This is a genomic window from Mucilaginibacter sp. UYCu711 (genome assembly GCF_050433825.1).
Classification (GTDB): domain Bacteria; phylum Bacteroidota; class Bacteroidia; order Sphingobacteriales; family Sphingobacteriaceae; genus Mucilaginibacter.
The window spans coordinates 394,811-420,549 of the sequence record NZ_JBNPWM010000004.1 but is presented as its reverse complement, the minus strand read 5'-3'; the positions used below and the strand labels follow the sequence as shown (position 1 = coordinate 420,549).

The 25,739-nt window shown below is 41.5% G+C and carries 22 protein-coding genes; 5 read left to right on the top strand and 17 right to left on the bottom strand.

The features are described from left to right. Positions 1–322 precede the first annotated feature (322 nt). Both lon and ABIB50_RS11335 read left to right on the top strand, forming a co-directional pair. A complete protein-coding gene (lon, locus tag ABIB50_RS11340) occupies positions 323–2,800 on the top strand; it encodes an endopeptidase La (protein WP_429379831.1) in 2,478 nt (825 codons plus the stop codon). A gap of 120 nt (positions 2,801–2,920) precedes the next feature. Beyond that, the gene (locus ABIB50_RS11335) at positions 2,921–3,874 is read left to right on the top strand and encodes a lipid A deacylase LpxR family protein (RefSeq protein WP_429379830.1); all 954 of its coding nucleotides are present in this window, start codon (positions 2,921–2,923) and stop codon (positions 3,872–3,874) included. Here the strand turns inward: ABIB50_RS11335 and arfB are convergent. Further along, positions 3,871–4,281, bottom strand: a complete 411-nt coding sequence (gene arfB, locus ABIB50_RS11330; RefSeq protein WP_429379829.1) for an alternative ribosome rescue aminoacyl-tRNA hydrolase ArfB — start codon at positions 4,279–4,281, stop codon at positions 3,871–3,873. The genes ABIB50_RS11335 and arfB overlap by 4 nt on opposite strands. 122 nt (positions 4,282–4,403) lie before the next feature. Between arfB and cmk the strand changes: the two genes are divergently transcribed. Further along, the gene (gene cmk, locus ABIB50_RS11325; protein WP_429379828.1) at positions 4,404–5,078 is read left to right on the top strand and encodes a (d)CMP kinase; all 675 of its coding nucleotides are present in this window, start codon (positions 4,404–4,406) and stop codon (positions 5,076–5,078) included. On the opposite strand, the gene ABIB50_RS11320 is transcribed toward cmk, so the two are convergent. Further along, entirely contained in the window at positions 5,075–5,536 is a 462-nt protein-coding gene (locus ABIB50_RS11320; protein WP_429379827.1) for a deoxycytidylate deaminase, read from the bottom strand. The two genes, cmk and ABIB50_RS11320, sit on opposite strands and share 4 nt — an antisense overlap. Positions 5,537–5,631: 95 nt before the next feature. Next, positions 5,632–7,281: an MFS transporter gene (locus tag ABIB50_RS11315; protein ID WP_429379826.1), complete on the bottom strand. Its 1,650-nt coding sequence runs from the start codon at positions 7,279–7,281 to the stop codon at positions 5,632–5,634. Between the two features lie 160 nt (positions 7,282–7,441). Here ABIB50_RS11315 and ABIB50_RS11310 point away from each other — a divergent pair, with 160 nt between their 5' ends. Beyond that, complete coding sequence (locus ABIB50_RS11310; protein WP_429379825.1) at positions 7,442–8,095, top strand: LysE family translocator; 654 nt, start codon at positions 7,442–7,444, stop codon at positions 8,093–8,095. Between the two features lie 21 nt (positions 8,096–8,116). Here the strand turns inward: ABIB50_RS11310 and ABIB50_RS11305 are convergent, their stop codons facing one another. Next, positions 8,117–8,524 carry a helix-turn-helix domain-containing protein gene (locus ABIB50_RS11305; RefSeq protein ID WP_429379824.1) on the bottom strand — a complete coding sequence of 136 codons (408 nt, stop codon included), beginning with the start codon at positions 8,522–8,524 and terminating at the stop codon, positions 8,117–8,119. 92 nt (positions 8,525–8,616) lie between these two features. Here ABIB50_RS11305 and ABIB50_RS11300 point away from each other — a divergent pair, with 92 nt between their 5' ends. Next, positions 8,617–9,456: a CPBP family intramembrane glutamic endopeptidase gene (locus ABIB50_RS11300; protein WP_429379823.1), complete on the top strand. Its 840-nt coding sequence runs from the start codon at positions 8,617–8,619 to the stop codon at positions 9,454–9,456. A gap of 73 nt (positions 9,457–9,529) precedes the next feature. Here the strand turns inward: ABIB50_RS11300 and ABIB50_RS11295 are convergent, their stop codons facing one another. The 13 genes from ABIB50_RS11295 to bamA all read right to left on the bottom strand — a co-directional run bounded on the left by ABIB50_RS11295 (position 9,530) and on the right by bamA (position 25,721). Next, positions 9,530–11,437, bottom strand: coding sequence for an amidophosphoribosyltransferase (locus ABIB50_RS11295; protein WP_429379822.1), 1,908 nt, complete (start codon positions 11,435–11,437; stop codon positions 9,530–9,532). 178 nt (positions 11,438–11,615) lie between these two features. Continuing rightward, positions 11,616–12,923 carry an ammonium transporter gene (locus ABIB50_RS11290; RefSeq protein WP_429379821.1) on the bottom strand — a complete coding sequence of 436 codons (1,308 nt, stop codon included), beginning with the start codon at positions 12,921–12,923 and terminating at the stop codon, positions 11,616–11,618. Positions 12,924–13,032: 109 nt separating this feature from the next. Beyond that, positions 13,033–14,532, bottom strand: coding sequence for an NADH-quinone oxidoreductase subunit N (locus tag ABIB50_RS11285; RefSeq protein WP_429379820.1), 1,500 nt, complete (start codon positions 14,530–14,532; stop codon positions 13,033–13,035). Positions 14,533–14,534: 2 nt separating this feature from the next. Then, positions 14,535–16,142 carry a complex I subunit 4 family protein gene (locus tag ABIB50_RS11280; protein WP_429379819.1) on the bottom strand — a complete coding sequence of 536 codons (1,608 nt, stop codon included), beginning with the start codon at positions 16,140–16,142 and terminating at the stop codon, positions 14,535–14,537. A 106-nt stretch (positions 16,143–16,248) separates the two neighbouring features. After that, positions 16,249–18,306, bottom strand: coding sequence for an NADH-quinone oxidoreductase subunit L (locus ABIB50_RS11275; protein WP_429379818.1), 2,058 nt, complete (start codon positions 18,304–18,306; stop codon positions 16,249–16,251). Positions 18,307–18,309: 3 nt separating this feature from the next. Further along, the gene (gene nuoK, locus ABIB50_RS11270) at positions 18,310–18,618 is read right to left on the bottom strand and encodes an NADH-quinone oxidoreductase subunit NuoK (protein WP_429379817.1); all 309 of its coding nucleotides are present in this window, start codon (positions 18,616–18,618) and stop codon (positions 18,310–18,312) included. Then, positions 18,615–19,166, bottom strand: a complete 552-nt coding sequence (locus tag ABIB50_RS11265; protein ID WP_429379816.1) for an NADH-quinone oxidoreductase subunit J family protein — start codon at positions 19,164–19,166, stop codon at positions 18,615–18,617. Before ABIB50_RS11265 ends, nuoK begins: the two co-directional genes overlap by 4 nt. Beyond that, positions 19,163–19,756, bottom strand: a complete 594-nt coding sequence (locus tag ABIB50_RS11260) for a NuoI/complex I 23 kDa subunit family protein (protein ID WP_429379815.1) — start codon at positions 19,754–19,756, stop codon at positions 19,163–19,165. The genes ABIB50_RS11265 and ABIB50_RS11260 overlap by 4 nt, the downstream gene beginning before the upstream one ends. 71 nt (positions 19,757–19,827) lie before the next feature. After that, positions 19,828–20,898, bottom strand: a complete 1,071-nt coding sequence (gene nuoH / locus ABIB50_RS11255) for an NADH-quinone oxidoreductase subunit NuoH (protein WP_429379814.1) — start codon at positions 20,896–20,898, stop codon at positions 19,828–19,830. 136 nt (positions 20,899–21,034) lie between these two features. Then, entirely contained in the window at positions 21,035–21,871 is an 837-nt protein-coding gene (murI, locus tag ABIB50_RS11250; protein WP_429379813.1) for a glutamate racemase, read from the bottom strand. A gap of 162 nt (positions 21,872–22,033) precedes the next feature. Beyond that, on the bottom strand, positions 22,034–22,570 hold the full coding sequence (locus ABIB50_RS11245; RefSeq protein ID WP_429379812.1) for an OmpH family outer membrane protein: 537 nt from the start codon (positions 22,568–22,570) through the stop codon (positions 22,034–22,036). Positions 22,571–22,626: 56 nt separating this feature from the next. Further along, complete coding sequence (locus ABIB50_RS11240) at positions 22,627–23,157, bottom strand: OmpH family outer membrane protein (protein ID WP_429379811.1); 531 nt, start codon at positions 23,155–23,157, stop codon at positions 22,627–22,629. Between the two features lie 14 nt (positions 23,158–23,171). Then, a complete protein-coding gene (gene bamA / locus ABIB50_RS11235) occupies positions 23,172–25,721 on the bottom strand; it encodes an outer membrane protein assembly factor BamA (RefSeq protein ID WP_429379810.1) in 2,550 nt (849 codons plus the stop codon). Positions 25,722–25,739 lie beyond the last annotated feature (18 nt).

The following is a 25,739-nucleotide window of genomic DNA, read 5'->3' as shown; positions in this document are numbered from 1 at the left end:
AAATTATTATATCCCCATAACATATTTATTTAAAAAATGTTGGCTTAAATTATTGGGGCGGGGCAAGAGTATGACTTTTTTTCATCTTTACCAATAAATTTAACCACATTTAACAAAAAGCATTTAAATTTGTAACCGCCAATAAATCAAACCGATAACAAGCCCGGGCAACAGTTATATGCATATCGCTATAACTTGGCATAAGTCTTGAAACATAGCATTAGATAAGTAGTAGCCGCTATTTAAGTGTTGTTTAACAAGCCATTTGATATTAAAGGCTGACAACATGACGTTTATTTTTATATAAAAAAAAGAGGTATAGATGAGTTTTGACCCGTTTGATTTTAAAAATACTTTACCAGTGATAAACGAAGATTCGGAATTTTTTCCTTTGATGTCGTCAGAAGATGAAGAGGAGATGAATAATGAGCAAGTGCCTGAGTTTTTGCCAATATTGCCGTTGCGCAACACCGTATTGTTTCCCGGTGTGGTTATACCTATTACCGTAGGCCGCGATAAATCTATCAAACTGATACGCGATGCCAATAAAGGCAGCCGTATGATAGGTGTAGTATCGCAAAAGGATGTCGCTATTGAGGACCCCAGTTTTAACCAGTTAAATAAAATTGGCACGGTAGCGCTCATCATTAAAATGCTGCAAATGCCTGACGGTAACACCACTGTTATTTTACAGGGCAAAAAACGTTTTTATTTAAAAGAAGAAGTACAAAGCGAGCCATACATCAAGGCTACTATCGAGCCCTTTAAAGAAGTAAAAAAATCAAAAGAAGATAAAGAGTTTAAAGCCATGATATCCTCTATAAAGGATATGGCGATGAACATTATCCAGCTTTCGCCAAATATCCCAAGCGAGGCTGGTATTGCTATCCGGAATATAGAAAGCACCTCGTTTTTGATGAATTTTATATCATCAAACATGAATGCCGAAATGTCGGCCAAGCAAAAATTACTTGAAGTAACCAACCGCCGCGATATGGCCAACATGGTGTTAGCGCACCTGACTACCGAACTGCAATTATTAGAGCTAAAAAACCAGATCCAAACCCGTGTACGTGTAGATCTGGACAAACAACAACGCGATTACTTCTTAAATCAGCAGATAAAAACTATCCAGGAAGAACTGGGCGGCAACACGCCTGATTTGGAAATTGACAGCCTGCGCCAGCGTTCTGCCAAAAAGAAATGGAGCGTTGAGGTTAAAACGCATTTTGATAAAGAGGTTGAAAAACTAACCCGTACTAATCCGGCAGCTGCCGATTACTCGGTGCAGATCAATTATTTAGAGCTATTGCTTGACCTGCCGTGGAACGAGTTTACTAAAGACAACTTCGACCTTAAACGTGCCCAAAAGGTATTAGATAAGGACCATTTTGGTTTGGATAAGGTAAAGCATCGTATTATTGAATATTTAGCAGTATTGAAGCTAAAGCATAATATGAAAGCGCCCATACTTTGCCTGGTTGGCCCTCCGGGAGTTGGTAAAACATCGTTGGGTAAATCAATTGCAAAAGCGCTGGGCCGCAAATATGTGCGGATGGCTTTAGGCGGGATCCGTGATGAAGCTGAGATCCGTGGGCACCGTAAAACCTATATCGGCGCAATGCCGGGCCGGATCATCCAATCAGTTAAAAAAGCAGGAGCCGCTAACCCGGTATTTATTTTGGATGAGATAGATAAGGTTGGAAATGATTTCCGTGGTGATCCGTCATCAGCTTTATTGGAGGTACTGGATCCTGAGCAAAACAGCAGTTTTTATGACCATTATGTCGAGATGGATTTCGATCTGTCGAACGTAATGTTTATCGCGACAGCAAATTCATTAAGCAGCATACAACCGGCTTTGTTGGACCGGATGGAGATCATCGAAGTAAACGGTTATACCATAGAAGAGAAGATCGAGATAGCTAAACAACACCTTGTACCTAAACAACGCGAGGCGCATGGTTTGAAGTTGAAGGACATCACCCTAAAAAACGATGTACTTGAAAAAATAATCGAAGATTACACCCGCGAATCGGGCGTACGCGGGCTGGAGAAAAAGATCGGCTCGGTTGTGCGTGGCACGGCCAAAAACATTGCCATGGAAGAGCCTTATAACACCGTTGTAAGCAAGGCAGATGTTGAAACCATACTTGGCGCCCCAATTTTTGATAAAGACCTTTATGAGGGCAATAACGTTGCCGGTGTGGTAACTGGCCTGGCCTGGACATCGGTAGGTGGCGACATCTTATTTATCGAAGCCAGCTTAAGCCCGGGTAAAGGGCGTTTAACCTTAACCGGTAGTTTGGGCGATGTGATGAAGGAGTCGGCAACAATTGCGCTGGCTTACTTGCGTGCCCATGCGTCATATTTTAATATCGACCAGAAACTGTTTGAGCAATGGGATATCCACGTACACGTACCTGCCGGCGCAACGCCTAAGGACGGGCCGTCTGCGGGGGTTACTATGTTAACCGCTTTAACATCGGCATTTACACAGCGCAAAATTAAACCCCATTTGGCAATGACAGGCGAGATAACCTTGCGTGGCCGTGTATTGCCGGTAGGTGGTATAAAAGAAAAGATCCTGGCTGCAAAGCGTGCTAACATTAAAGAGATCATTCTTTGCAAATCAAACCAAAAAGATATCCTTGAAATAAAAGAAGGCTACATAAAGGAACTTAAATTTCATTATGTAACAGAAATGCGCGAGGTTATTAATCTTGCCTTATTGAATGAAAAGGTTGACGATGCATTAGACCTTTCTATTAAAGAAGATATTAAATCAATTTTAAATTAAACAAATAACGTTGTCGTTTCGAACAAAGTGAGAAATCTATACACTAAAAAGTAATCCGCTTGCTTGTATAGATTTCTCTCTCCGTTCGAAATAACAATGCTTTATAAATAATTCGCTTTAATGAAGAAGTTAATTCTCCCCCTGCTATTAATTTTAACAGTTAGGTGCGCTATGGCGCAAAACCACAAAAGCGAGTTTGGGATACAAACAGATAACGACTCCTACCTTGGCCAGGGGTCTGACAGGTATTATACGGACGGTCTGTTCTTTTTCTACAACCATGCGCTGGATGTTAAGGGCAATGCAAAACTTCAAAACAAGATTATCGGGTTTGAATTGGGGCAAAAAATCTTTAACCCGCGTGGCGGTAACGTACCATCGGCGGCGTTTGTTGACCGTCCATTTGCAGGTTATCTGTATATAGGTTCGACCATGAACTACCTGTTTAAAAACGAAAGCAATATTAAATTAGGCGCGCAGTTGGGTGTGGTTGGCCCGGCATCGGGTGCCGAAGCCGCGCAAACCTGGGTACATAAAAACTTTGGATTTTATACACCAACCGGCTGGCAATATCAAATAAAAAATGATGTTGAACTTAACCTTTCGGCCGAGTATAATAAATTTATTGTAAGGGATACCGCTGTTGATTTTTCATTAAGATCATACGTAAACTTAGGTACGGGCTTTACCGGTTTAGGCGTTGGCGCTATGGTTAGGCTGGGTGTTTTTAACCGGCTGTTTAATTCGGCAGCTACCCAAAGCAGTGTTATTGCCGATAACAGCGTAAAGCCACTGGTTAAACACGAGTTTTACCTTTACTTGAAGCCTATGCTTAATGTTATTGGTTATGATGCTACCGTGCAGGGCAGCCTTTTCAGATCGCATAACGATCCAACAAGCGAGGAAATTACACTCGACCCGCAACGGTTAATGTTAAGTAGCCAAATAGGTGTTACTTATACTACAAACCGCTGGACTTTTGATGCAGCCGCAACCTTTGATAGTAAGGAAGTAAAGCAAATGGTAATGACGCACTCGTGGGGATCGGTAACGGCTTTTTATAAATTTAATTAGATCTCGAAATTCTTTTTCCGGCCTTCTTTTTTAGCTGATTGCAGCTTCTTTGTGTCTAACCGTGCGGCTTTTACTGTCTTGCTTACTTTGGTTGCTTTGCGTGATTTTTGTACTTGTAATGATCGCGTTAGCAAAACTATTAATCTTTCTAAAGCCTTTTCTTTATTTAGGTATTGACTACGTTCTTCGTCGCAAATTACCTGCACGTAGCCGTCTTTATTTAAACGGTTCTGCAATTTTTCATTAAGCCGTTGCTTTTCGTCATCAGTAAACAATGCCGAGCTATCAACAGAAAACAATAGCTCTACCTTACTTGATACCTTATTTACGTTTTGCCCTCCTTTACCCCCGCTGCGCGATGTTTTATAAAAAGTTTCTTTTTGGAGTTCGGCTTTATTGATATTCATGGTTTAAAGGTAGTGAATGGTTGATTAAGTTGGATTAGGTGAGTGGTTATTATCAAGCTATGCTAACATAATCAACTATTCACTTATTCAACCACTCACATTTTTTCATAACTTTACGGCACATGAGCAGCAATATTGTAGTAGCTATTGATGGCTATTCTTCGTGCGGAAAAAGCACCTTAGCAAAGGCCCTGGCAAAGAAGCTTCATTTTATTTATGCCGATAGCGGGGCAATGTACCGCGCGGTGGCGCTATATTTTATCCGCAACAATGTTGATCTGCAGGACCCAAAACAAGTGGCTAAAGCCCTGGATAATATCCATCTTAATTTTCACTCGCGCGATTACCAGACACATATTACTTTGAATGACGAAGATGTTTCTGACGAGATCCGCCAGATGCACGTAGCCGATAAGGTAAGCGCTGTAGCCGCTATCCATGATGTACGTGTTGAAATGGTGCGCCAGCAACAACGCATGGGTAAATCAAAAAATATAGTGATGGACGGCCGTGATATTGGCACTGTTGTTTTCCCGAACGCGCAGGTAAAGCTATTCATGACCGCCGACCCTAAAATACGTGCAGAACGACGCTATAAAGAGCTTTTACCAACTAATCCTAATATGACACTTGAAGAAGTGTTTGAGAACCTTGCACACCGTGATTATGCCGATACTACCCGTAAGGAAAGCCCGCTAACGCGTACCGAAGACGCGATAATATTGGATAATACGGACCTGACACCGGAAGAACAGTTGGATTTTGCGCTGGACCTGGTTAAGCCGTTGATTGTTTAAACTGCATCTTCCACCAACTGCACCGTAGGCACCCCAAACTTATTCAGGAAATCAACCCCCTCGTCGCTTGCTATACCTTTGTATTTGGCATATGATTTATCAAAGTAAACCTGTTTGATCCCTGCCGAAAATATCAGCCTGGCACAGGCTATGCAGGGTGATAATGTGGTATAAAGTGTCGCCCCCTCTAATTTAGCACCGCTTTTAACAGCGTATAAAATGGCATTCTCTTCGGCATGTAATGCAAGCGAGCAACTGCCTTTCGAGTCGCGCGGGCAACCGCTGTCGGGCCATTCCTCGTCGCAGTTATGCGTGCCGGCAGGCGGACCGTTATAGCCAATGGATATAATACGCGTATCGCGCACTAAAACCGCCCCAACATGTGCCTTAACGCAATGCGAACGCAGGGCCAGGTCGGTAGCCAGTTTCATGAATATGGTATCGAAAGATGGTTTCATTTGAATAGTCATTGGTCATTGTGTCATTGGTCATTAGTAATAGCAAATTATAAATTTACCAATAACTAATGACCAGTGACTAATGACTATAAGAATTAGTGTCCCCCGCTTTTTTCAACGGATACGTGATCGATATTGATACCTTGTTTGATCAGCTCCTGGCGTACTTTCCAGGCGAAGAAAACGATGTAGGCAAAACCAATAACCGGAACAATGTATGACTGGTGGATTCCCATGGTATCAGCCATTAAGCCCTGTACTGGTGGAATGATTGCACCACCCAGGATCATCATAATTAAAAATGCGGAACCCTGGCCGGTATATTTACCCAAGCCGGTAATAGCTAACGAGAAAATTGAAGGCCACATAATTGAGCAGCATAACCCACCGCTGATGAATGCAAACAGCGCGAGAGTACCGGTTGAGAACAAACCGATAAGCATAAATACCATACCCAACACCCCTAAAGATACTAAGGTACGCACAGGTTTTTGCTGGCCAATGTAAAATGCGGCTATCATTACCGCGATACTAACTGCGTATATATATAGATGGCTAACATCTACGCCAGTTGCCCTGTTTACCAGTAATACTATACCAAAAGCGGCAAATGGTACAACCAACGTAAGTATATTCTTGGTTGATTTAGATAAGTTAAACGCGCCAATGGCGCCAGTCCAGCGGCCAATCATTAAACTACCCCAATACAACGATATATACGGCGACATTTGCGATTCTGTAAACCCACCAAAATCAGGTAGTTTAAGTAATGCACCTAAGTTACTTTGGATAGTTACTTCGGTACCTACGTAAGTAAAAATAGCTATCATACCCAAAATTAACTGCGGATATTGCATGGCGCCCCAGCCTTCTTTGCTTTTTTGAGCTGAAAATAGCGAGCCTATTAAGGTCAATACTATAATGGCCAATGATATATAAATAATAACGGCCTTTGTTGTTCCGGGTGTACGTATATTAAAAATACCATGTCCGCTAATAAATAAAGCTAATTGGTCGGCAACCAGTATTAAACAAAAAGCCAGGAACATAATTATTAATGGCAAGGTTGGCTTTTTGCTGGCTTCTACCTTTTCGTCTGTAGTAACAACAGGCAGCTTTGAAACATATAAGAATAACGCAACTGCTAAAAATAACCCGGCCAATATGTAATATAAATTGTTAATAGTTGAAAGATCAACACTGCTTGATGCAGCCGCACCTTTTGCCGATCCGAACAAAATTATGCTTACAGCAATGGGCCCGGTTATACCGCCAATATTATTAACAGCGCCGGCAAAATTTAAACGGTTGGCACCCGTCTCCGGCGACCCCAGCGCGATAACAAACGGATTAGCAGCAGTTTGCTGCAAAGAAAAACCCAATGCTATTATAAAAAATGAGCTCAAAATAAACGCAAACGATCCAGAACCTACCGCTGGTATCATAACCAATGCGCCCGCGGCCGATAATACCAACCCCCACACAATACCATTTTTATAACCCAGCTTGTTCAATATATCAACCTTGCTTATCTGCGAAGCAAAATATAAAATAAGCGAACCGATAAAATAACCACCATAAAAAGTGAAGTCGATTAATTGCGACTCAAACTGGGTTAAGTGAAAATGCGCTTTACAAAAAGGTATAAATATACCGTTCGAGGCTGCTAAAAAGCCCCAGAAGAAGAATACAGTAACCAGCGTGTACAATGCCGACCCATAACTTTTGGTGTTGTTTTGTTCCATTTTATATGTGTTGTAGTAAAATTGGTTTTAAACTACTAACATAACCATTTTTTATAATTCTATTATCTTAAATTAATAAACACGACACATTAAGTTTCTTTATTTAAGAGATAAAAGTTGCATCTTCGCATACTTTAAACTGACCAAAGGTTACAGATTAATGATAGAAGCTGTTATTTCGGGAATAGGGATTGGGATAGTGCTGACATTTCTGACAGGCCCGGTGTTTTTCGCCCTAATTAAAACCAGTATCGAACGTGGCTTTGTAGCAGGTGTTTACCTTGCCGCAGGCGTAGTTTGCAGCGACGTGGTTTTTGTGGGTGCTATCCTGTTTGGTTCTCAATTGTTCGAGGTATCAGCCGAAACCAAAACCTGGGCAGGTGTTATTGGCAGTATCATATTATTTATCGTAGGTATCCGCTATATCTTCAAAAAAGCCAAAGTAAATTATGATAATGTAGCCCCTACCGGCCTTAAACGCACCGGCTATTTTTTGAAAGGGTTTTTGATGTGCATTTTTAACCCGGCCATACTGTTTCATTGGATAACTGTTATTGGTACCGCAAGTACTATTTATCATAATGGTGTGCACCACCGGGTTTTTAAAATTGCCATAATGTTTATTACCATATTGGTAGTACAGTTTGGATTAGATACTACCAAAGCTTTTTACGCCAATAAACTACGCGATAAGATCTCAGAAAAACTGGTGCACCGCTTAAATGAGGTTGCCGGTATAGCTTTAATTATTGCCTCGGTAGTTTTGCTGGATAAACTGGTTACACATTTTGTTTTTTCCGCTCCGTCGGCATAGTTATTTGTTGTTGGAGCCTGATTATTTCCAGATCCTAAACATCATCACCGTGTAAACCCCAACAAAAGCGGCTATGTACAAAAACAGTTCAAAGGCATCTTCAGGAAAAGTTGGCGACTGAAAAACATAGGCCATGGCTAACAAAAACAGCAAAACCGCACTTCCTACAGATAGTATAATTTTTTGACGTTGATTGATCGGCGCTTTAACTAATGTATTTATTTGCTCTTGTGGTTCTAATGCAAAATCAAGGCGTCCGGCTAAAGTTTTTAAAGTGTATAAACGCGGCGATACTTCGGCATTTTCTATCCGCTGGATAGAGCGCAGGCTAATGCCGGTCATATCAGCCAGCTCTTGCTGCGTATAGTTTTTTAAAAGCCGGTTTTCTTTTATTAAACGGGCAATCTCCGTAACATTTTTCTGGTTCATTACTACATTTTAGTATCCGACACTTTATGCCATTTATACGCCATTCGTCAATGTCGCACAGCTTTTAGATTTGGACCCACTACATTTGTTACATGGTAAACACAGTTCAAAAATACGCAAATAATAAAATGGCCCCTTTGGTTAAAAGCATATTATTTATTGCCCTTTTTATTTTATTGCTGATTGGAAGCGGGCTGATCCGTTCATATTTTCCACCTGCTTATAATATGCTTGTATACGGGTTGTTGGGTACAGGCGCGGGCTATTTATCTGTTTGGACAGCGATGCGAATAGAACGGCAGACCTTTTCATCCATAGGTATGGTGTGGGAAAAACAAACGATATCCAGATTCTTACTTGGAATACTTATAGGCTTGCTAATCTTTGTATTGATCATGGTGGTTCTGCTAAGCTTTAGTCCGCTCATGTTAACCTATAAACCCTTGTTCTTTACGTTATCTACTTCCTTTATATATCTCCCCATCCTTCCATTGGCGTTAATGGAAGAAATAGGATTCCGGTCATACCCACAGATCAAACTAAACAATGCCTATGGGGTTTGGACCAGTCAGTTTGTTATAGCTGTTTTTTTCGGCGCGTATCACGTATTAAACGGATGGAGTGTTTATGCGTCATTTACCGGCCCGTTTGTTTGGGCGTTTGTATTTGGATTAGCAGCATTAAAGTATGGTGGAATAGCTGTGCCTACGGGCATACATTTCGCCTTAAATGTTTTACAGAATGCCTTTGGCTTTAAAGGAGATAACCGTGGCATTTTTAAATTAGATTATCTACCGGGTACCACCAAAGCAATGATGAATAGAGCTGAGCATATAGGATTATTATTACAGATTATTGTTTTTATAGTGGCATTAACCGGCACTACTCTTTATATTAAACAACAAAAAAGCAAACCCTCCCCTTCAAAATAAAAATGTCGAATATCTAAGCTAAACACTTCAATATTCAACATTCTTTATTCGATATTCTTTATTTTCTTACAGACTACATATAAGCCCGTTGGTTCTTACCTTCCATCCAGTTTACAAAAGCGCGGTTAACTACTTTGTTGCCGCCTGGGGTTGGGTAATCGCCGGAGAAGTACCAATCGCCGGTATGGTCCGGGCAGGCTTTGTGCAGGTTATCCAATGTTTGATATATCACCTGTACCTCGCATTTAATTTCGGTTGGGGTGATGATCTTTGCAATGCGGTCTGATACTTCCTGATCGGTAAAAGGTTCGTAAATAGCTTTTACGTAATTCACCACATCTTCTTTTGGCAATGATGCACTATCCTTACATTTTTTATAAACATCGGTAATAATGCTTTCTTTACCCTGCTCTTTTAATAAACTGATGGCAGCTTCAAAAGCAACAAACTCACCCATCCGTGACATATCAATACCATAGCAATCCGGGTAACGTATTTGCGGTGCTGATGATACCACCACAATTTTTTTAGGGCCCAAACGGTCCAGTATTTTTAGAATACTTTGTTTAAGAGTAGTACCACGAACTATTGAATCATCCAGCACAACCAACGTATCGGTTCCGTTTTTTATCAGGCCATAAGTAGTATCATACACATGCGCCACCATTTCGCTGCGGTCGGCATCCTGGGTAATAAACGTACGCAGCTTAACATCTTTAATAGCAATCTTCTCGACACGAGGTGCCATACATAGCACTTCGGTCAATTCTTCCTCACTAATTTTATCCTCGCGGTTAAGCAGCTTGTCGCGCTGGTATTTTTTAATGTATTTATGTATCCCTTCTACCATGCCATAAAAGGCAACTTCGGCAGTGTTAGGGATATAAGAGAATACGGTATTTTTAACATCGTTGTTCACCGCGTCCAAAATCTGCGGGCAAAGCAATCTGCCCAATTGTTTACGTTCGCGATAAATTGACGCGTCGCTCCCTCTCGAAAAATAGATCCGCTCGAAAGAGCAGGCTTTCTTTTCAACAGGTTCGCTAAACATATCTTCGGTTACCTTGCCGTTTTTCTTTACAATAAGTGCATGACCCGGTTTTATCTCCCTGATCTCGTCAATAGGAATGTTAAAGGCAGTTTGTATAGCAGGGCGCTCTGACGCGGCCACAACTATCTCATCATTATAATAATAATAAGCCGGGCGGATTCCAACCGGGTCGCGCATTATAAATGCATCGCCGTGGCCAAGCATACCGGCAATGGTATAACCACCATCCCAGTTACGGGCCGATTTACGCAGGATCTTAGCCACATCCATATCATTGGCTATCAGCTTGCTTATCTCGGCATTATCATCTAATCCCTCGCGTTTATATTGATCAAACAAGCCTTGTACTTCGGTATCAATAAAGTGGCCCATCTTCTCTAAAACGGTAACGGTGTCGGCTTTTTCTTTAGGGTGCTGGCCCAGGTCATATAACTGTTGTAATAACTCATCAACATTGGTCATGTTAAAGTTACCGGCAATAACCAGGTTACGGGTCATCCAGTTATTTTGACGAAGGAAGGGGTGGCAGCTTTCAATACTGTTTTTGCCATGTGTACCATAACGCAAATGGCCCAATAACACTTCGCCGGTAAAGCTTACGTGCTCTTTGAGCCATTCGGTATCAGCCATTTTCTCGGGCGATTCCTTCTGGATATCTGCGAATTTCTTCTGGATATATTCAAATATATCAGCAACAGCGTTTGACGCCATCGATCGATGCCTGCTTATGTATCGCTTACCGGGGGCAACATCTAATTTAATAGTCGCAACGCCTGCGCCATCCTGGCCCCGGTTGTGTTGTTTTTCCATTAAAAGATAGAGCTTGTTTAAGCCGTACAGCGCAGTGCCGTATTTTTTCTGATAAAAAGACAGTGGCTTTAGGAGACGGATAAATGCCACACCGCATTCATGTTTAATCTGATCGCTCATGATTGATGATGAGCCGCAAAGTTATAATTTTATGCTGAACTATGTTAAATCAATTGTCATTAAAACGTATTAAATATTAACAAAGTTTAAACATAATGTTACTAAGGCGATTGCAAAAAAAGCCCCGACTAATCGGGGCCTTCTAACTTTGGTTTATAGTTTTGATTAAGGTTTCAAATTATAAGCGTTCGCCATGTTGACTGATATCCAATCCTATAACTTCGTCTTCTGTCGACACACGTAATGGCGAGATCATATCGGTGATCTTTAACAATAATAACGATCCGAAAAATGCGAAGATAGATACCAGCACCAGGGCAAACAATTGTATCAGGAACAGGTGCGACTCGCCAAAAAACAAGCCATTGCCGGTAGTATTACCCGGGTTAACAGCTTTGTTGGCAAATACACCGGTAAGCAACATACCTACCATACCACCAACACCGTGACAAGGGAAAACATCTAACGTATCATCAATAGATGTACCCGTGCGCCATTCTACCACCAGGTTACTAATAACCGATGATATGATACCTATAGCCAGCGAGTGTGGGATTGATACAAACCCTGCGGCAGGTGTTATAGCTACCAGCCCAACAACTGCACCAATACAGGTACCCATTGCTGATGGTTTACGGCCACGCAGCATATCAAAAAATATCCAGGTTAAGCCTGCAGCCGCTGATGCAGTGGTGCTTGTGGCCAAAGCGGTAACCGCTAAATGATTTGCGCCCATGGCCGATCCGGCGTTAAAACCAAACCAACCGAACCATAGCAACCCTGTACCAATTAACACATAAGTAATACGTGCCGGCGCGTGGCTTGGTTCATTTCTCTTTTTTAAATACAAAGCCGATGCCAATGCCGCCCAACCTGCAGACATATGTACAACTGTTCCGCCGGCAAAGTCAAGCACGCCCAGTTTAAATAGCAAACCGTCCGGGTGCCAGGTGGCATGCGCCAACGGCGAGAATATAAATATGCTAAACAGGCAAAGGAAAATTATATAAGAGTTAAAACGGATCCGTTCTGCAAAGGCACCGGTAATTAGCGCAGGAGTTATAATGGCAAACTTTAGCTGATACATGGCAAACAGCAATAAAGGTATGGTAGGTGCCAGTTTCCAGCTTGAATCGCCCAGCATGCCCTTCATCATAAAGTACGTTGATGGGTTTCCAATTATGCCGTGAAAGCTATCGCCAAAGGCCAGGCTGAAACCAAATATGCCCCACATCACTGTGATGATGACCATACAGATAACACTTTGCAACATGGTAGAGATCACATTTTTTTTATTGACCATCCCGCCATAAAAAAAGGCCAGCCCGGGGGTCATAATCAAAACTAACGCGGTTGACATTAACATCCAGGCTATATCGCCCGTATTAAAATGCGAGGTGCCGGTATTTTTAAATTCGACCGACGGGAAAAGAAATGTTAATGCTAAAATAAAAACGATTAGAGCAAACGGAAAGTAACGCTTCATAGAAATATTAACGAATAATTTTAAAAAACGGCTGAATTTATGATTAATATCATAAATAAATGAAATAAATGTTAAATTTTTATTAAAAAAACTGACGATTTAGCCGTTTCTATAAAAACTGCGTAAGCCAATTGGGGAAAATTCCGAGCAATACCAACACAATCGATATAATTATCGAGGTGATCAATATATAATTAGGTTGTGCTATTGGCTCGGAAATAGAATCTGTTCGTTTCACAAACAGGTTAAGCGGGATCTTGATGTAATAAAACAACGATACTATTGTAGTAACAGCACCGGTTATAGTTAACAGCAGCAGCCACACATTATGATTGGCCTGATAAACACTATAAACTGCCGAAAACACAAATACCTTACCTGTAAAACCCGCGGTTACCGGTAAACCGGTTAATGATATTAATATAATCACAAAACTGATTGAAGCAGCAGGGTATTTTAGCCCTAAGCCCTTATAAGTATTAACATCTGCCGATCCGGTTATCGTTTCGAAATAGGTTACCAGCATCAGCGCACCAATGTTAGCTATAACATATACGGCCAGGTAATACTCCAATGCCTTTATGCCTTGCCCGTTAAAAGTAATCATAGCCATTAAAGCAAAGCCGGTATGCCCAATGCTCGAATAGGCCAGCATCCGTTTAGCATTGTTCTGCATCACGGCGGCAAAGTTGCCGGCTATCATGGTAATAATGCCAATTACCGATAAATACAAACCAAAATCAAAGGCTTTCCATTGCGGGGATATAATAAAAGGTGTTAAAAAATTTATCAGCAATACAAAAGCGGCAACTTTGGGTATGGTTGATAAAAAAGCGGTGACCGGAGTTGGCGCGCCTTCGTAAACATCGGGCACCCAAAAGTGGATGGGTACAAAAGATAGTTTAAAGCCAATACCAACCAGCACTAATACCAGCGCAAATGTTGAGCCTGCCGCGTTAACATGGATTAGCCCCGTAATGAAATTAGGATCAAACAAGTTTAATGTACCCGTAAAACCATATAACAACGAAATACCATACAGCATAATGGCCGATGCTGCCGCGCCAAATAGCACATATTTTAATCCGGCTTCGGTACTAAAAGCATTTTCAGACCGATAAGCAACCAATAAGTAGGACGCGATAGATACAAACTCGATAGCCAGGTAAACCGACAGTAGGTTGGCTGCCATCGTCATTAAATGCAGGCCGAATACTGCGGCTATGGTTATAGCATAAAGATCGGAGAGTTTTTTACGGTGCGATTTAAGCGGCTCGTCCCAGGCAAAATACAGCAACAGCAAAAATGCCGAAGCATCAATAATCAGCCTGAATATTATAGAAGTATGCGATTGCAGCAGCATGCCACTGAATAACAATTGTAACGTATCGCCTATTAAAGGCAGTTGCGTAACATCTTTTGTAATTACTAATAAAATACCCGCGCAGGCCACTATCCGGCATAGTTTTTCAGAAGTACGCCCAAACAGCAGGTCGGTTACCAGCACCACTATAAATAACAACGACAGGTAGATTTCGGGGATAAAATATTTTATATCGCCTAAAATACCGGTGAGTTGCTGATTGATATATGGTAGTAGCTCGTGCATTGTTATTTGGTTAGCTGTAAAAACTGCACCAGCGCCAATACCGAATCATTGATCTTGCTAAATACCAACGATGGCATAATGCCCAATACAAATACCAATATCGCTAATGGCAATAGGGTGATTATTTCGCGGGTATTTAGATCAGTTAAAGCTGTTTTCCAAACTTCGCCGCCTTTTAAATTTACCGAACCAAAAAACACACGCTGCAATGTCCATAAAAAATAGCAGGCGCTAAGCAGTATGCCCACCGCGCCGCATACGGCCATCCAGTAAGGCAGCAAGCCATTTGCCGTTGGCGATTTAAAGGCGCCAGCCAATGAGAATGCCTCGGCAATAAATGCCGAAAAGCCCGGCAGACCTAACGATGCAAAGAATGCGATCATGATAAACACGGTATATTTTGGCATTAAAGTACCCAAGCCGCGGAAGTGATAGATATCCCTGTCATGCACGCGGTTATAAACTACGCCCACCAGGAAGAACAACATGGTTGATAAAAATCCGTGGCTAACCATTTGTATTATTGCGCCGCTTAAACCTTCGGCAGTTTGTGAGGCGATGCCTAATAACACAAAACCCATTTGCGACACGGATGAATAGGCTATAACCCTCTTCAGATCGCGCTGGGCCAACGCATTTAGCGCGCCATAAAGTATAGAGATAACGCCTATTAACCCAAGCCAGAACGCACCGGAAGCCGCTATATCAGGAAATATCCCCAGGCAGATCCGTATGATACCATACCCGCCTATTTTTAATAAGATAGCCGCTAATATAATTGACACCGGCGTTGGTGCCTCTACGTGTGCATCGGGTAGCCAGGTGTGCAATGGAACAATCGGAACTTTTATCGCGAAAGCGATAAATAAGATGATAAAGCCAAGCGTGCGTGCATGAATGCCGAACACTGTATAATTACTTGCGGCAGCAAATATAGAACCCTGCCCGTAGTTAGCCGGATTCATCATTTGTACCATGTTAAATGTATGGTTGCCGGTTGCCGGGTCGGTTACCGACAGGTACAGGCCTATCATCACCAGCAACATAAATACTGAGCCGGCTAAAGTATATAGGAAGAACTTTATAGCTGCGTACTCGCGCCTTACACCGCCCCACATTCCTATCAGGAAGTATAAAGGCAGCAACATCAATTCGTAGAAAATGTAGAACAGGAAGAAATCAAGCGAACAGAATACACCTAATACCGCCATATCCAATATCAGGAATAATACAAAGAAGCCTTTAAGGTTGCTCTTGATCTCCCATGACGCAAGGGCTGCAATAACCAATACCAGCGATGTCATTAACAACAGTGTGATAGATATGCCATCAATCCCCACAAAATAATCCATCTGCATACGGCCCATGCTGCCCAGGTCAAGGTTTATCCAGGGGATCTTTTGTACAAACTGGAATTGGCTCTCCGTAGCAATACCGCCAAAATCTGTTCCGTTTTTAAAATTAAGATACAGGCTCACACTCATACATAACTGCACCAACGTAGCGGCCAGTGTAATGTATTTAAAACTACCGCGCAGGCTTGATGGCATTAATGCAATGACGAGCCCAAACAGCAGCGGTATAAATATGAGTATGGTTAAACTATTCATTTTGTGAGTTGTGAGTTGTGGGTAGTGAGTTGTGAGTGGTCAGATTCTCCCGTCATTGTAGCAATTACACACCTATTTCTAAAATCTAATATCTCAAATCTCATATCTAAACAGATAAATAAATAATAAGGGCAAGCACAATGGCAAGCATGCTAAACAAATAATATTGCACTTTACCGCCCTGGAACCGGCGCACAAAATTACCGGTTATTTGCACAATAAAAGTTAACAGGCGCGATATTCCATCGATAATATAATAATCAAACCAGGCAGCGATTTTTGCCACCGTTACGGTTAGGTTTGATAATTCGTTAATAAAGCCATCAATAACTTTGCGGTCGACCCACGACAGCGCCTTACTTAAGCGCATTACCGCGCCAACAATTACCCGGTTATAAAACCTGTCAATATACCACTCGCGGTATGACAGGTGGAACAAAAAGCCTGTTTGCGGGAACACTAATATTTTGCGTCCGGTATAAACAGCCCATGCCCAATACATAACGTAGAGGCTTAAAATATTTACGCCGGCGGGTACTATGGTATGATAAATATTTACCCTATCTAAATGAATAGTACTAAAGCCGGTAAATACCCACGCATGCTCATAAATAAACGGGTTAAGAGAGAACAATGGGAACAGCGAAGCCACAGCCAGCATTACTAACGGTAACCGGTACTGCCAGCCATTATCGCTGCAATGGTATTTAATATGCGGATGAAATTGTTCCAGTCTGAAATCGCCGAAAAATACTTTGGCTATTAATCTTGTAACGTAAAACCCGGTAAGCAAGGTGGTAAGTATGGCCCCGATGGGGATTAGCCTGAAGATCGCGTTTTTATTATCCGACCAATCTACCGCCTGTATCAATATACCGTCTTTTGATAAAAAGCCAGAGGTAAATGGTATACCTATAAGCGCTAAAGCAGCCACAACAGCAACCCAAAAAGTTACCGGGAGCTTTTTACGCAGGCCACCCATGTATAAGATGTTTTGCGGGTCGATATCCAGGTTGTTATCTTCTTTGATATGCTGCATCTGATGTATAACCACACCCGCGACTAAAAACAACGCGCATTTAAAAAACGCGTGAGTAACTAAATGGAACAGCGACGAAGCATAAGCCCCTACCCCCATAGCCATCACCATAAAACCTAATTGTGATATGGTGGAATAAGCCAGGATCCGTTTCAGATCGTTTTGCGTAAGCGCGATGGTTGCCGCCATAAACGCGGTAAAACAGCCGATTATGGCCAATATATCTAACTCGGTGGTATTAAATATTGGATAAACCCTACCCAGTAAAAACACGCCTGCTGCAACCATAGTAGCCGCATGAATTAAAGCTGATACCGATGTAGGCCCTTCCATTGCATCGGGCAGCCAGGTATGTAACGGAAATTGTGCCGACTTAGCAGCCACCCCTAAAAATATCCCCCCACAAGCTATGTATTGCCAAATGGCAGGCAGACTACCCGCAGGCGTTACCCATAGTCCGTTTTGTATGGTCGACTGACTTATTAAGCTATTTGCGCCAAATAATTCTACCAGATCAAAAGTGCGGTATTGCGCAAAAAGGATGATGATAGCAGTCAGCAAACCTACGTCGCCTATCCTGTTCATCAGGAATGCCTTTTTATTGGCCTGTACCGCTTTATCGCGGGTAAACCAGAAACCTATCAACAGGTATGACGAAAAGCCCACCAGCTCCCAGAAAGCGTATAACAGTACCATGTTATCAACTACAACCAGCGCCAGCATGCTAAAGCAGAACAGGCTTAGGTATATGAAGTAACGATCATAATTGTCATCGTGCTTCATGTAGGCGGTTGAATAGATATGAACCGGCAAGGCAATTACCGATACCAGTAATAACAAAATAGCCGACAGGTTATTCAGCAACACTCCTGCATACAACTGCGTAGCCCCAATGGTGAACCATAACTGCTGTGCGTGCACTGGTTGCCCGTTCCATGTTTTTGAAAAGATAACTATTGATAAAACACAACTGGCTAAAATAGCAAATGTGCTTATCAACCCCGATATCTTATTACGCTTACCCGGCAAACAGCAATTTACAATGCAGGCAAACAGCGGCAACAATACCGTTGCTATTGCAAAGTAAACAGTGGACAGATCCTGGTATGATATAAGTGTTTTCAAATATTATTGATCCTTCAACGCATTGATCTTATCAGGATCAATAGTTCTGTATTTTTTATAAACGTTTAATATTATAGCTAATGCTACTGCTGTGGTAGCCGCAGCAAGGACGATGGCAAACAAGGCAAATATTTGTCCGCCGTTATTGATCTTATCAAACTTGCCAAAGGCTACCAGGTTTAATATAGCCGCGTTTAGCATCAACTCAATACCTATTAAAATTTGTATGGCGTTGTGTTTGGTTATGATCATGTATAAACCAATGCAAAACAGGGCCGCACTCACAATCAGGAAATCAGTTAGTGTGATCATACAGTCCCCTTTTCCTTTCTTGCCAAATGCGCGGCACCTACCAGGGCCACCATTAACAATATAGATATAGCCTCGAAAGGTAATAAATACCGGGTCATTAAATTAATGCCGATGTTATCGGTCATTATATCATTGGGTTTAATGACCGCATTTGCAGCGGTCGCCTGTTTTATCCAGGGTAAGTTTGGGGCATCTGTTTTTAATACCACATTTATCATCACCACAAAAAACAACAAGGCAAATAATATAGCGGGGAGTTTATTAAAACTAATAAACTTGCCTTTTTGCTGTTGTAAAATGCCCAAGGTTTCTTTGCCCGATAGCATAAACGCAAACAATATCAATATCAATACGCCGCCTACATAAATCACTATTTGCGTTACCGCCACAAAATCGGCAAGGGCCAAAACATATAATCCGGCCAAACCAAACAGCGTAATAAAGAACATAAAGATAGAGCGCACCAAATTTTTGCTGCTTGCCACAAACAAAGCTGACGCTACTACCACAAAAGCCATCACATAAAAAAGCACCTGGACTAAGTTCATGCCTCGCCCTCCTTTTTATTCATTGCGGCTAATTTGGCTGCTTGTCTTTCGGCTAACTGGTTTTCAAGCAGTTGCCGTTTTTCGGCGGCATCCTCCGGTGCCATATCGGCAAATTCGTAATTAAGGTCCTTTAGTTCAAAAACCGTTTTATCGTATTGATTGGTCATTATAATGCACTCGGTTGGGCAAACTATTGTGCATAGGCCGCAATACATGCACTTAGCCATGTCTATATCAAACTTGGGTGCATATAACAATTTCTTTGAACCGTCGGAAGTTTCACCGATGGAGCCTGTTGTTGATTTTATTGATTCGATAGTGATACAATCAACCGGGCAAATTTTGGCGCAAAGGTCGCATACAATACAGTCATCTATTTCTACGTCCAACTGGTACCGGCCAACTTCGGGCACGGGTAGTTTTTGGTGCGGATACTGGATGGTATTTGTACCTTCCTCTACTTGTTTAAAGTAATTATTATCGCTCACAGATATTACCTCCCGCTTTGCGTGCGACGCAAAAAGATGTCCGAAGGTAATAGACATTCCCTTCAAGGCAGTTGTAAATCCGTTTATCGCTTTCTTTATCATTTTTGATTTCACCGATGCCTCTTTGATTTCACCGACACATTCCTAATCTCTAATTAATTAACCTCTAATTACTACATCAACCATAACCGCCATATGCCCGATATCAGCATACACACAAACGCCAATGGTGTTAGTACCTTCCAGCATAAGTTCATCAGCTGATCAACCCGTAAACGCGGCAATGTCCAGCGGATCCACATTTGCAATCCTATTAATCCTAATGTTTTTATCGCTATCCAAAATATGCCCCAGGCTGTTCCGGTTGTCCAGTCGGCAAGGCGTACAGCGCCAATATTAGGCAGCGGTGTATTCCAGGCTCCTAAAAACAGAATCACCCCCACCATTGATACCAGGAACATCATGGCATATTCGGCTAAAAATACCAAAGCAAATTGCAACGCGGTAAACTCGGTATGGAAACCCGCCACCAGCTCTGATTCCGCCTCCGGTATATCAAATGGTGCACGGTTGCTTTCGGCCAACGATGCTATAAAGTATATTACAAATGCTATAATTAAATGCGGTGCCCTAAAAATGTTCCATGACAGTATACCGCCATTTGCAGTTACGTCCCAAAAGCCTAAAAATTTTATTTTTTCTGCGGATAAGATCCCTTGTTGTATGGATATGGTCTGCAGGTCAAGCGATTGCGCTATCATCACAACGGATATCAATGCAAAACCGGCAGGTATCTCATAAGATATGATCTGTGCTGCCGAGCGCATAGCGCCTAATATGGAATACTTATTGTTTGATCCCCAGCCAGCCATCAGTATGCCCAGGGTTTCAATTGAAATGATAGCCAGGATATAATAAAGACCTATATTAATTTTAGCAGGAACCAGGCCGGGAGCCCAGGGTAATGCCGCAAAACCCAGGTATACCGCCACAAATATGATAACCGGCGCCATTAAGAACAGCACTTTATCGGCAGCAGTGGGTATGATCATTTCTTTTTGCAGTAGCTTCAGCATGTCGGCCGCGGTTTGCAAAAGGCCGTATTTACCTACTTCGGTGGGGCCAAGCCGCCCTTGTATAAATGCGGATACCTTACGTTCGGCATACACGCCAAACATAGTAAAGAAGGCTAAAAAAACAAATAAGCCTATCGCAACTAATAAATATGTAAGGTAAAAATTCAACCAGATTTACTTTAGCTGCAAACTTAATAAATTTTGAATTGATTGGGTTGGATTGTGCGTATAAAGTTGACTAAAATGGTAGGAATTATACAGCTCGCCCTAAATCCCTCTTCGTTGGAAAGGGCATAGTGTGAGGCTATTTACAACCAAACTCTGTTACAGACACAAATTCAGAAGTTACCGGAGCCGAAAAGAACCGCGATGCATGATGGTTAAATTCGCTCGTATCATCGGTAGTGGTATAAAATTTACGCGTCCCTTCTTTGGTTAGCTTTTGTTCAAGTTCGGGGTGGCGCTGCAGATAATCAACCAGGCTTTTGGCAACAATATCGCCCTGGGCTATAACATTTACATTAGCAGGTAAATGCGCCTTTATTTTATCCATTAACAATGGGTAATGGGTACAGGCAAGCAACAGCGTATCAATATTGGCCGATTTTGCCATTATTTCATCAAGGTATTCTTTTATAAAATAGTCCGACCCCGGTTTCTCATATTCGCCGCTTTCAACCAATGGTACCCACAGCGGGCAGGCCTGCTGGTAAACTTCAAGCTCGGGGAAAAACTTCTGGATCTCCATCAGGTAGGACTCTGATTGAACCGTACCTGTTGTACCCAACACCCCTATTTCTTTCGTAGTAGAATAATTTCCTATCACCTCGGCTGTGGGCCGTATAACACCTAACACCCTTTTAGATGAGTCCAGGCCCTTCATATCTAACTGTTGGATATTACGCAGCGCTTTTGCCGAAGCCGTGTTACAAGCCAGTATAATAAGCGGACAGCCTTGCTTAAACAACCATTGCACACATTCCCAGGTATATTGATGGATAGTGTTAAAAGACCGGTTACCATAAGGTGCACGGCTATTATCGCCCAGATAGATATAATCATACCCCGGCAACTGCTCGGCAATTGAACGAAATACGGTTAAGCCGCCTATCCCTGAATCAAAAATACCTATTGGTTGCATCGTGGGTAAAGATTAGAGGTTAGTTAATTAGAGATTAGTGGGTTGCAAATCTTTGAAAACAAAAATCAAATCGGGGCAATCATAAAGTCATTCTAATCAACGGTCAAAAATAAAAAAAGCGCCCTGTATTAGAGAGCGCTTTTATAAATGTATTTAATTAAATTATTTTGCACCAGCAACAGGGGCTGCACCTAAGCCTAATTTAACTTTTACAGACGAGATTAAGTCGTCAGCTGGTGGAAATACCAATAATGAAGTTTGTGATGAGTCCAACACATAAGCATAGCCTTTTTCTTTAGCTACTGCTACAATTGCATTATGGATCTTATCAGTTAATGGTTTCATCAACTCGTTACCTTTATTTTCAACGTCTTGCTGTGCTTTTGTCTGGTAATCCTGAGCGCGTTTTTGCAAATCAGCTAACTCGCTTTGTTTAGCAATTTTAGCAGCGTCAGTCATTGTAGCTTGTTTGGCTTGCAAATCAGCTGCGCCTTTTTGAAGCTCATTGCCCATACCTTGTAATACATCCATGTAAGTCTTTTTAAACTGATCCATTTGTGTATTAATAGTTTTTAACTCAGGCATTAACTGAATCAGGTCACTTGTATTGATATATCCAATTTTTTGTTGCGCTTTGGCAAAGTTGCCCATTACTAACATGCATACTGCAACTAAAGCAACTTTTAATGATTTTTTCATTGTTTTTTGTGTTCTGTGTTTAATTTTAAAATTGTGCGATTATATATATAAAAATTTTATTTAGCAAATACTCCGGGTTTTAATCCCAGTCGTGTTATAACATCGGCGCTTTTATCATACCGTGGGTTAGCGTACAGCATTATCACTTCGCTGTTTTTATCAAATATCATATCCAGGTTTTCCGCTTCGGCAACAGCCTGCACTGCTTTAGCTACTCTATCCTGTATGGGTTTCATTATCGAGCTGCTTTTTGTTTCAAGCTCGCCATTAGGACCAAATTTTTGGCGTTGAAAATCTTTAGCTGCCTTTTCTTTGTTGACAACCTCGTCTTCGCGACGCTTTTTCATATCAGCCGACATCAAAACCTGGTCGGCCTGGTATGCTTTGTACATCCTGTCAATTTCCTGGAAACGGTTATCCACTTCTTTCTGCCATTGATCAGATAATGCGCCCAGCTGTTTTTGAGCCGATACATAATCAGGCATATGTTTCAGTATATAATCCGAGTCAACATATCCAAACCGCTGCGCAAACGCCGCTGTGAAACCTAAGAACGTAAAAGCCAGTACTAAAATTACCTTTTTCATCAACTTTTTTCTATTTAGTTAAACCCACCGCTTAAGCTTTGTGATATAGAGAAGCTAAACTGCCCTTTATTCGCTGTCGGTATTCCGGGTATTGCATCGTAGCCATAACCATAATCCAAACCAAGTAAACCAAAAATAGGTAAAAATATCCTTGCACCAATACCTGTCGATCTTCTAATGTTATATGGATTAAATTGCGAGAACTTATCCCAAACATTACCGCCTTCGGCAAATGCCAATAAAAATATGGTAGCCGATGAACTGGCAATAACAGGGTGGCGCAGCTCAATAGTATATTTATTATATATAGCGCTACCCGGATTGTTATTAGCTGTGTAGTTTGAGCCTACAGGTACTATAGAGAAGTTTTCATAACCACGTAAGCCAATTATATCACTACCCTGTAAAAACTGGTAGCTCTGCATCCCATCACCACCCAGCTTAAAGCGCTCAAACGGCGATCCCGGAACTATTGAGTTGTACTCGCCAAGGAAACCAAACCTAACCTGGGTCATTAATGTAAATTTACCTGTTAGGTGTATAAACCACTGCGCGTCAAATTTCACTTTAAAATATTCAACAAAGTGATACAATTGCTCTTGTGTTGGCGGCAGTTTGTAGTTAATGTTATTAAACAATGAATATGGTGGCGTGCCTTGCAACGTAAATTTAATATTTGAACCACCTGTAGGGAATATAGGTGAACCATCTAACGAGTTACGTGAAAGCTCTTGCGTTAACTTAATGTTATACGATGTGCCATTTGAAAATAAATAGCCGGGGTAGTTATCCAGGTTATAATGATCAAGGTTTAACGAGTAGTTTAGTTGGAAACGGTTATCCGGCCATTTTAAACGCTTACCTAAAGTAAAGCCAATACCGTTTATACGCAGGTTGTTATAATTAGGGTCTGATTTTGGATAATACTGGCCCGACGAACTTCCCTGTGTATATGCTGATACCGAGAAATATATTGGTCTTTTACCACCTAACCATGGCTCAGAGAAAGTAAACGAGAAATTCTGATAAGACCTTCCGCTTGATTGCCCCCTGATACTTAGTTTTTCGCCATCGCCTTTTGGTAGTGGCTTATAATCTTTAAGATGGAAAATGTTCCGGATAGCAAAGTTGTTAAAGGTAAGGCCCAGCGTACCTACAAATTGCCCACCACCAAAACCACCGGAAAGCTCAACCTGGTCTGATGGTTTTTCAACCACGTTATAGATCAGATCCACAGTACCATCTGCCGAGTTAATATTAACCGGGCGAGGCTCTGTTTTAGTATCATCAAAATTACCTAACTGGCCTATTATACGCGTACTTTCTATTAATGCTGATTTCCTGAATTTTTGGCCCGGCAAAGTTTGCAATTCGCGTATAACTACCCTATCGTTAGTTACATCATTACCTTTAACAGTAACACGGTTTATGGTGTATTGCGGTCCTTCAAATATGCGGATATCCAAATCAACCGTATCGTTATGCATGCCGGTTTGTACAGGATCTGAGTTATAAGTTAAATACCCATCATCCAAATAAAGCGATGAAACATCATCCCCGCTTGGGCCGCCACCACTTAACCTTTTACTTAAAGTTTCTTCGCTGAATACATCACCTTTTTTTATACGCAAAGCCCTGTTTAAAAAATCGTCGTTATAACGGGCGTTGCCAGACCATTTAATATTACCAAAGTAATACTTGTGGCCTTCATATAATTTGATCTTTACATCTACACTTTCATAATCATGCTTGGTAACGGTATCACTTATTACTGAAGCATCCCTGTAACCGCGCGCCTGCATTTTTTCAACAAGCGTTTGCTTGTCTTCTATGTATTTGTCATCTTTAAATTTCTTAGAGCCAAATATGTTATAAAACTTACGGGTACGTGTTTTTGACAAAAAGCTTCTAAGTTTAGCTTGCGAGAAATCTTTGTTGCCTTCAAAAGTAACTGAGTTTATCATTACTTTTCTTCCCTTATCAATCACAACATCTAATATTAAACTGTTGGCATCACCCGGATCAGGGCGTTGTTTAATAGTTACAGTAGCATTTAAAAAGCCTTTTTCGTGAAGATACTTTTTAATTACCGCATCGGTTTTATTTAGCAAATTGGTATTTACAATTTTGCCTTTATCATCTAATTTTTTGTTGATCTCCTCTATTTCGCTTTTACGCAAGCCTGATAAACGCAGGTTTGATAAACGCGGCAGCTCTTTAATAGCTATTTCAAGGTATACGGTATCAAGGCTAATTTTGGTAACATACAATTGTACGTCATCAAAAAGATTTTCTTTATACAAATTCTTTACGATGGCAGCACTTGCTTCGCCGGGTAACATCAGCTTATCGCCCTTATTTACTTTTGCAATTTGAGCCAACACATCTTTATCCAGGTGTACAGTACCTGTAATAGTAATACCGCCAATAATATACTCTTTAGGGTTAAGATAACTCAAAGTGTCGGAACTTGATGGCCTGAAAACCTGTTGGTTTTGTCTGACCTGGGCAAGTGCAGCAGTACTTATTACAGAGAAAATTATAGCAAACAGAAATTTATTCATTCGGATATTTTAGTGGGC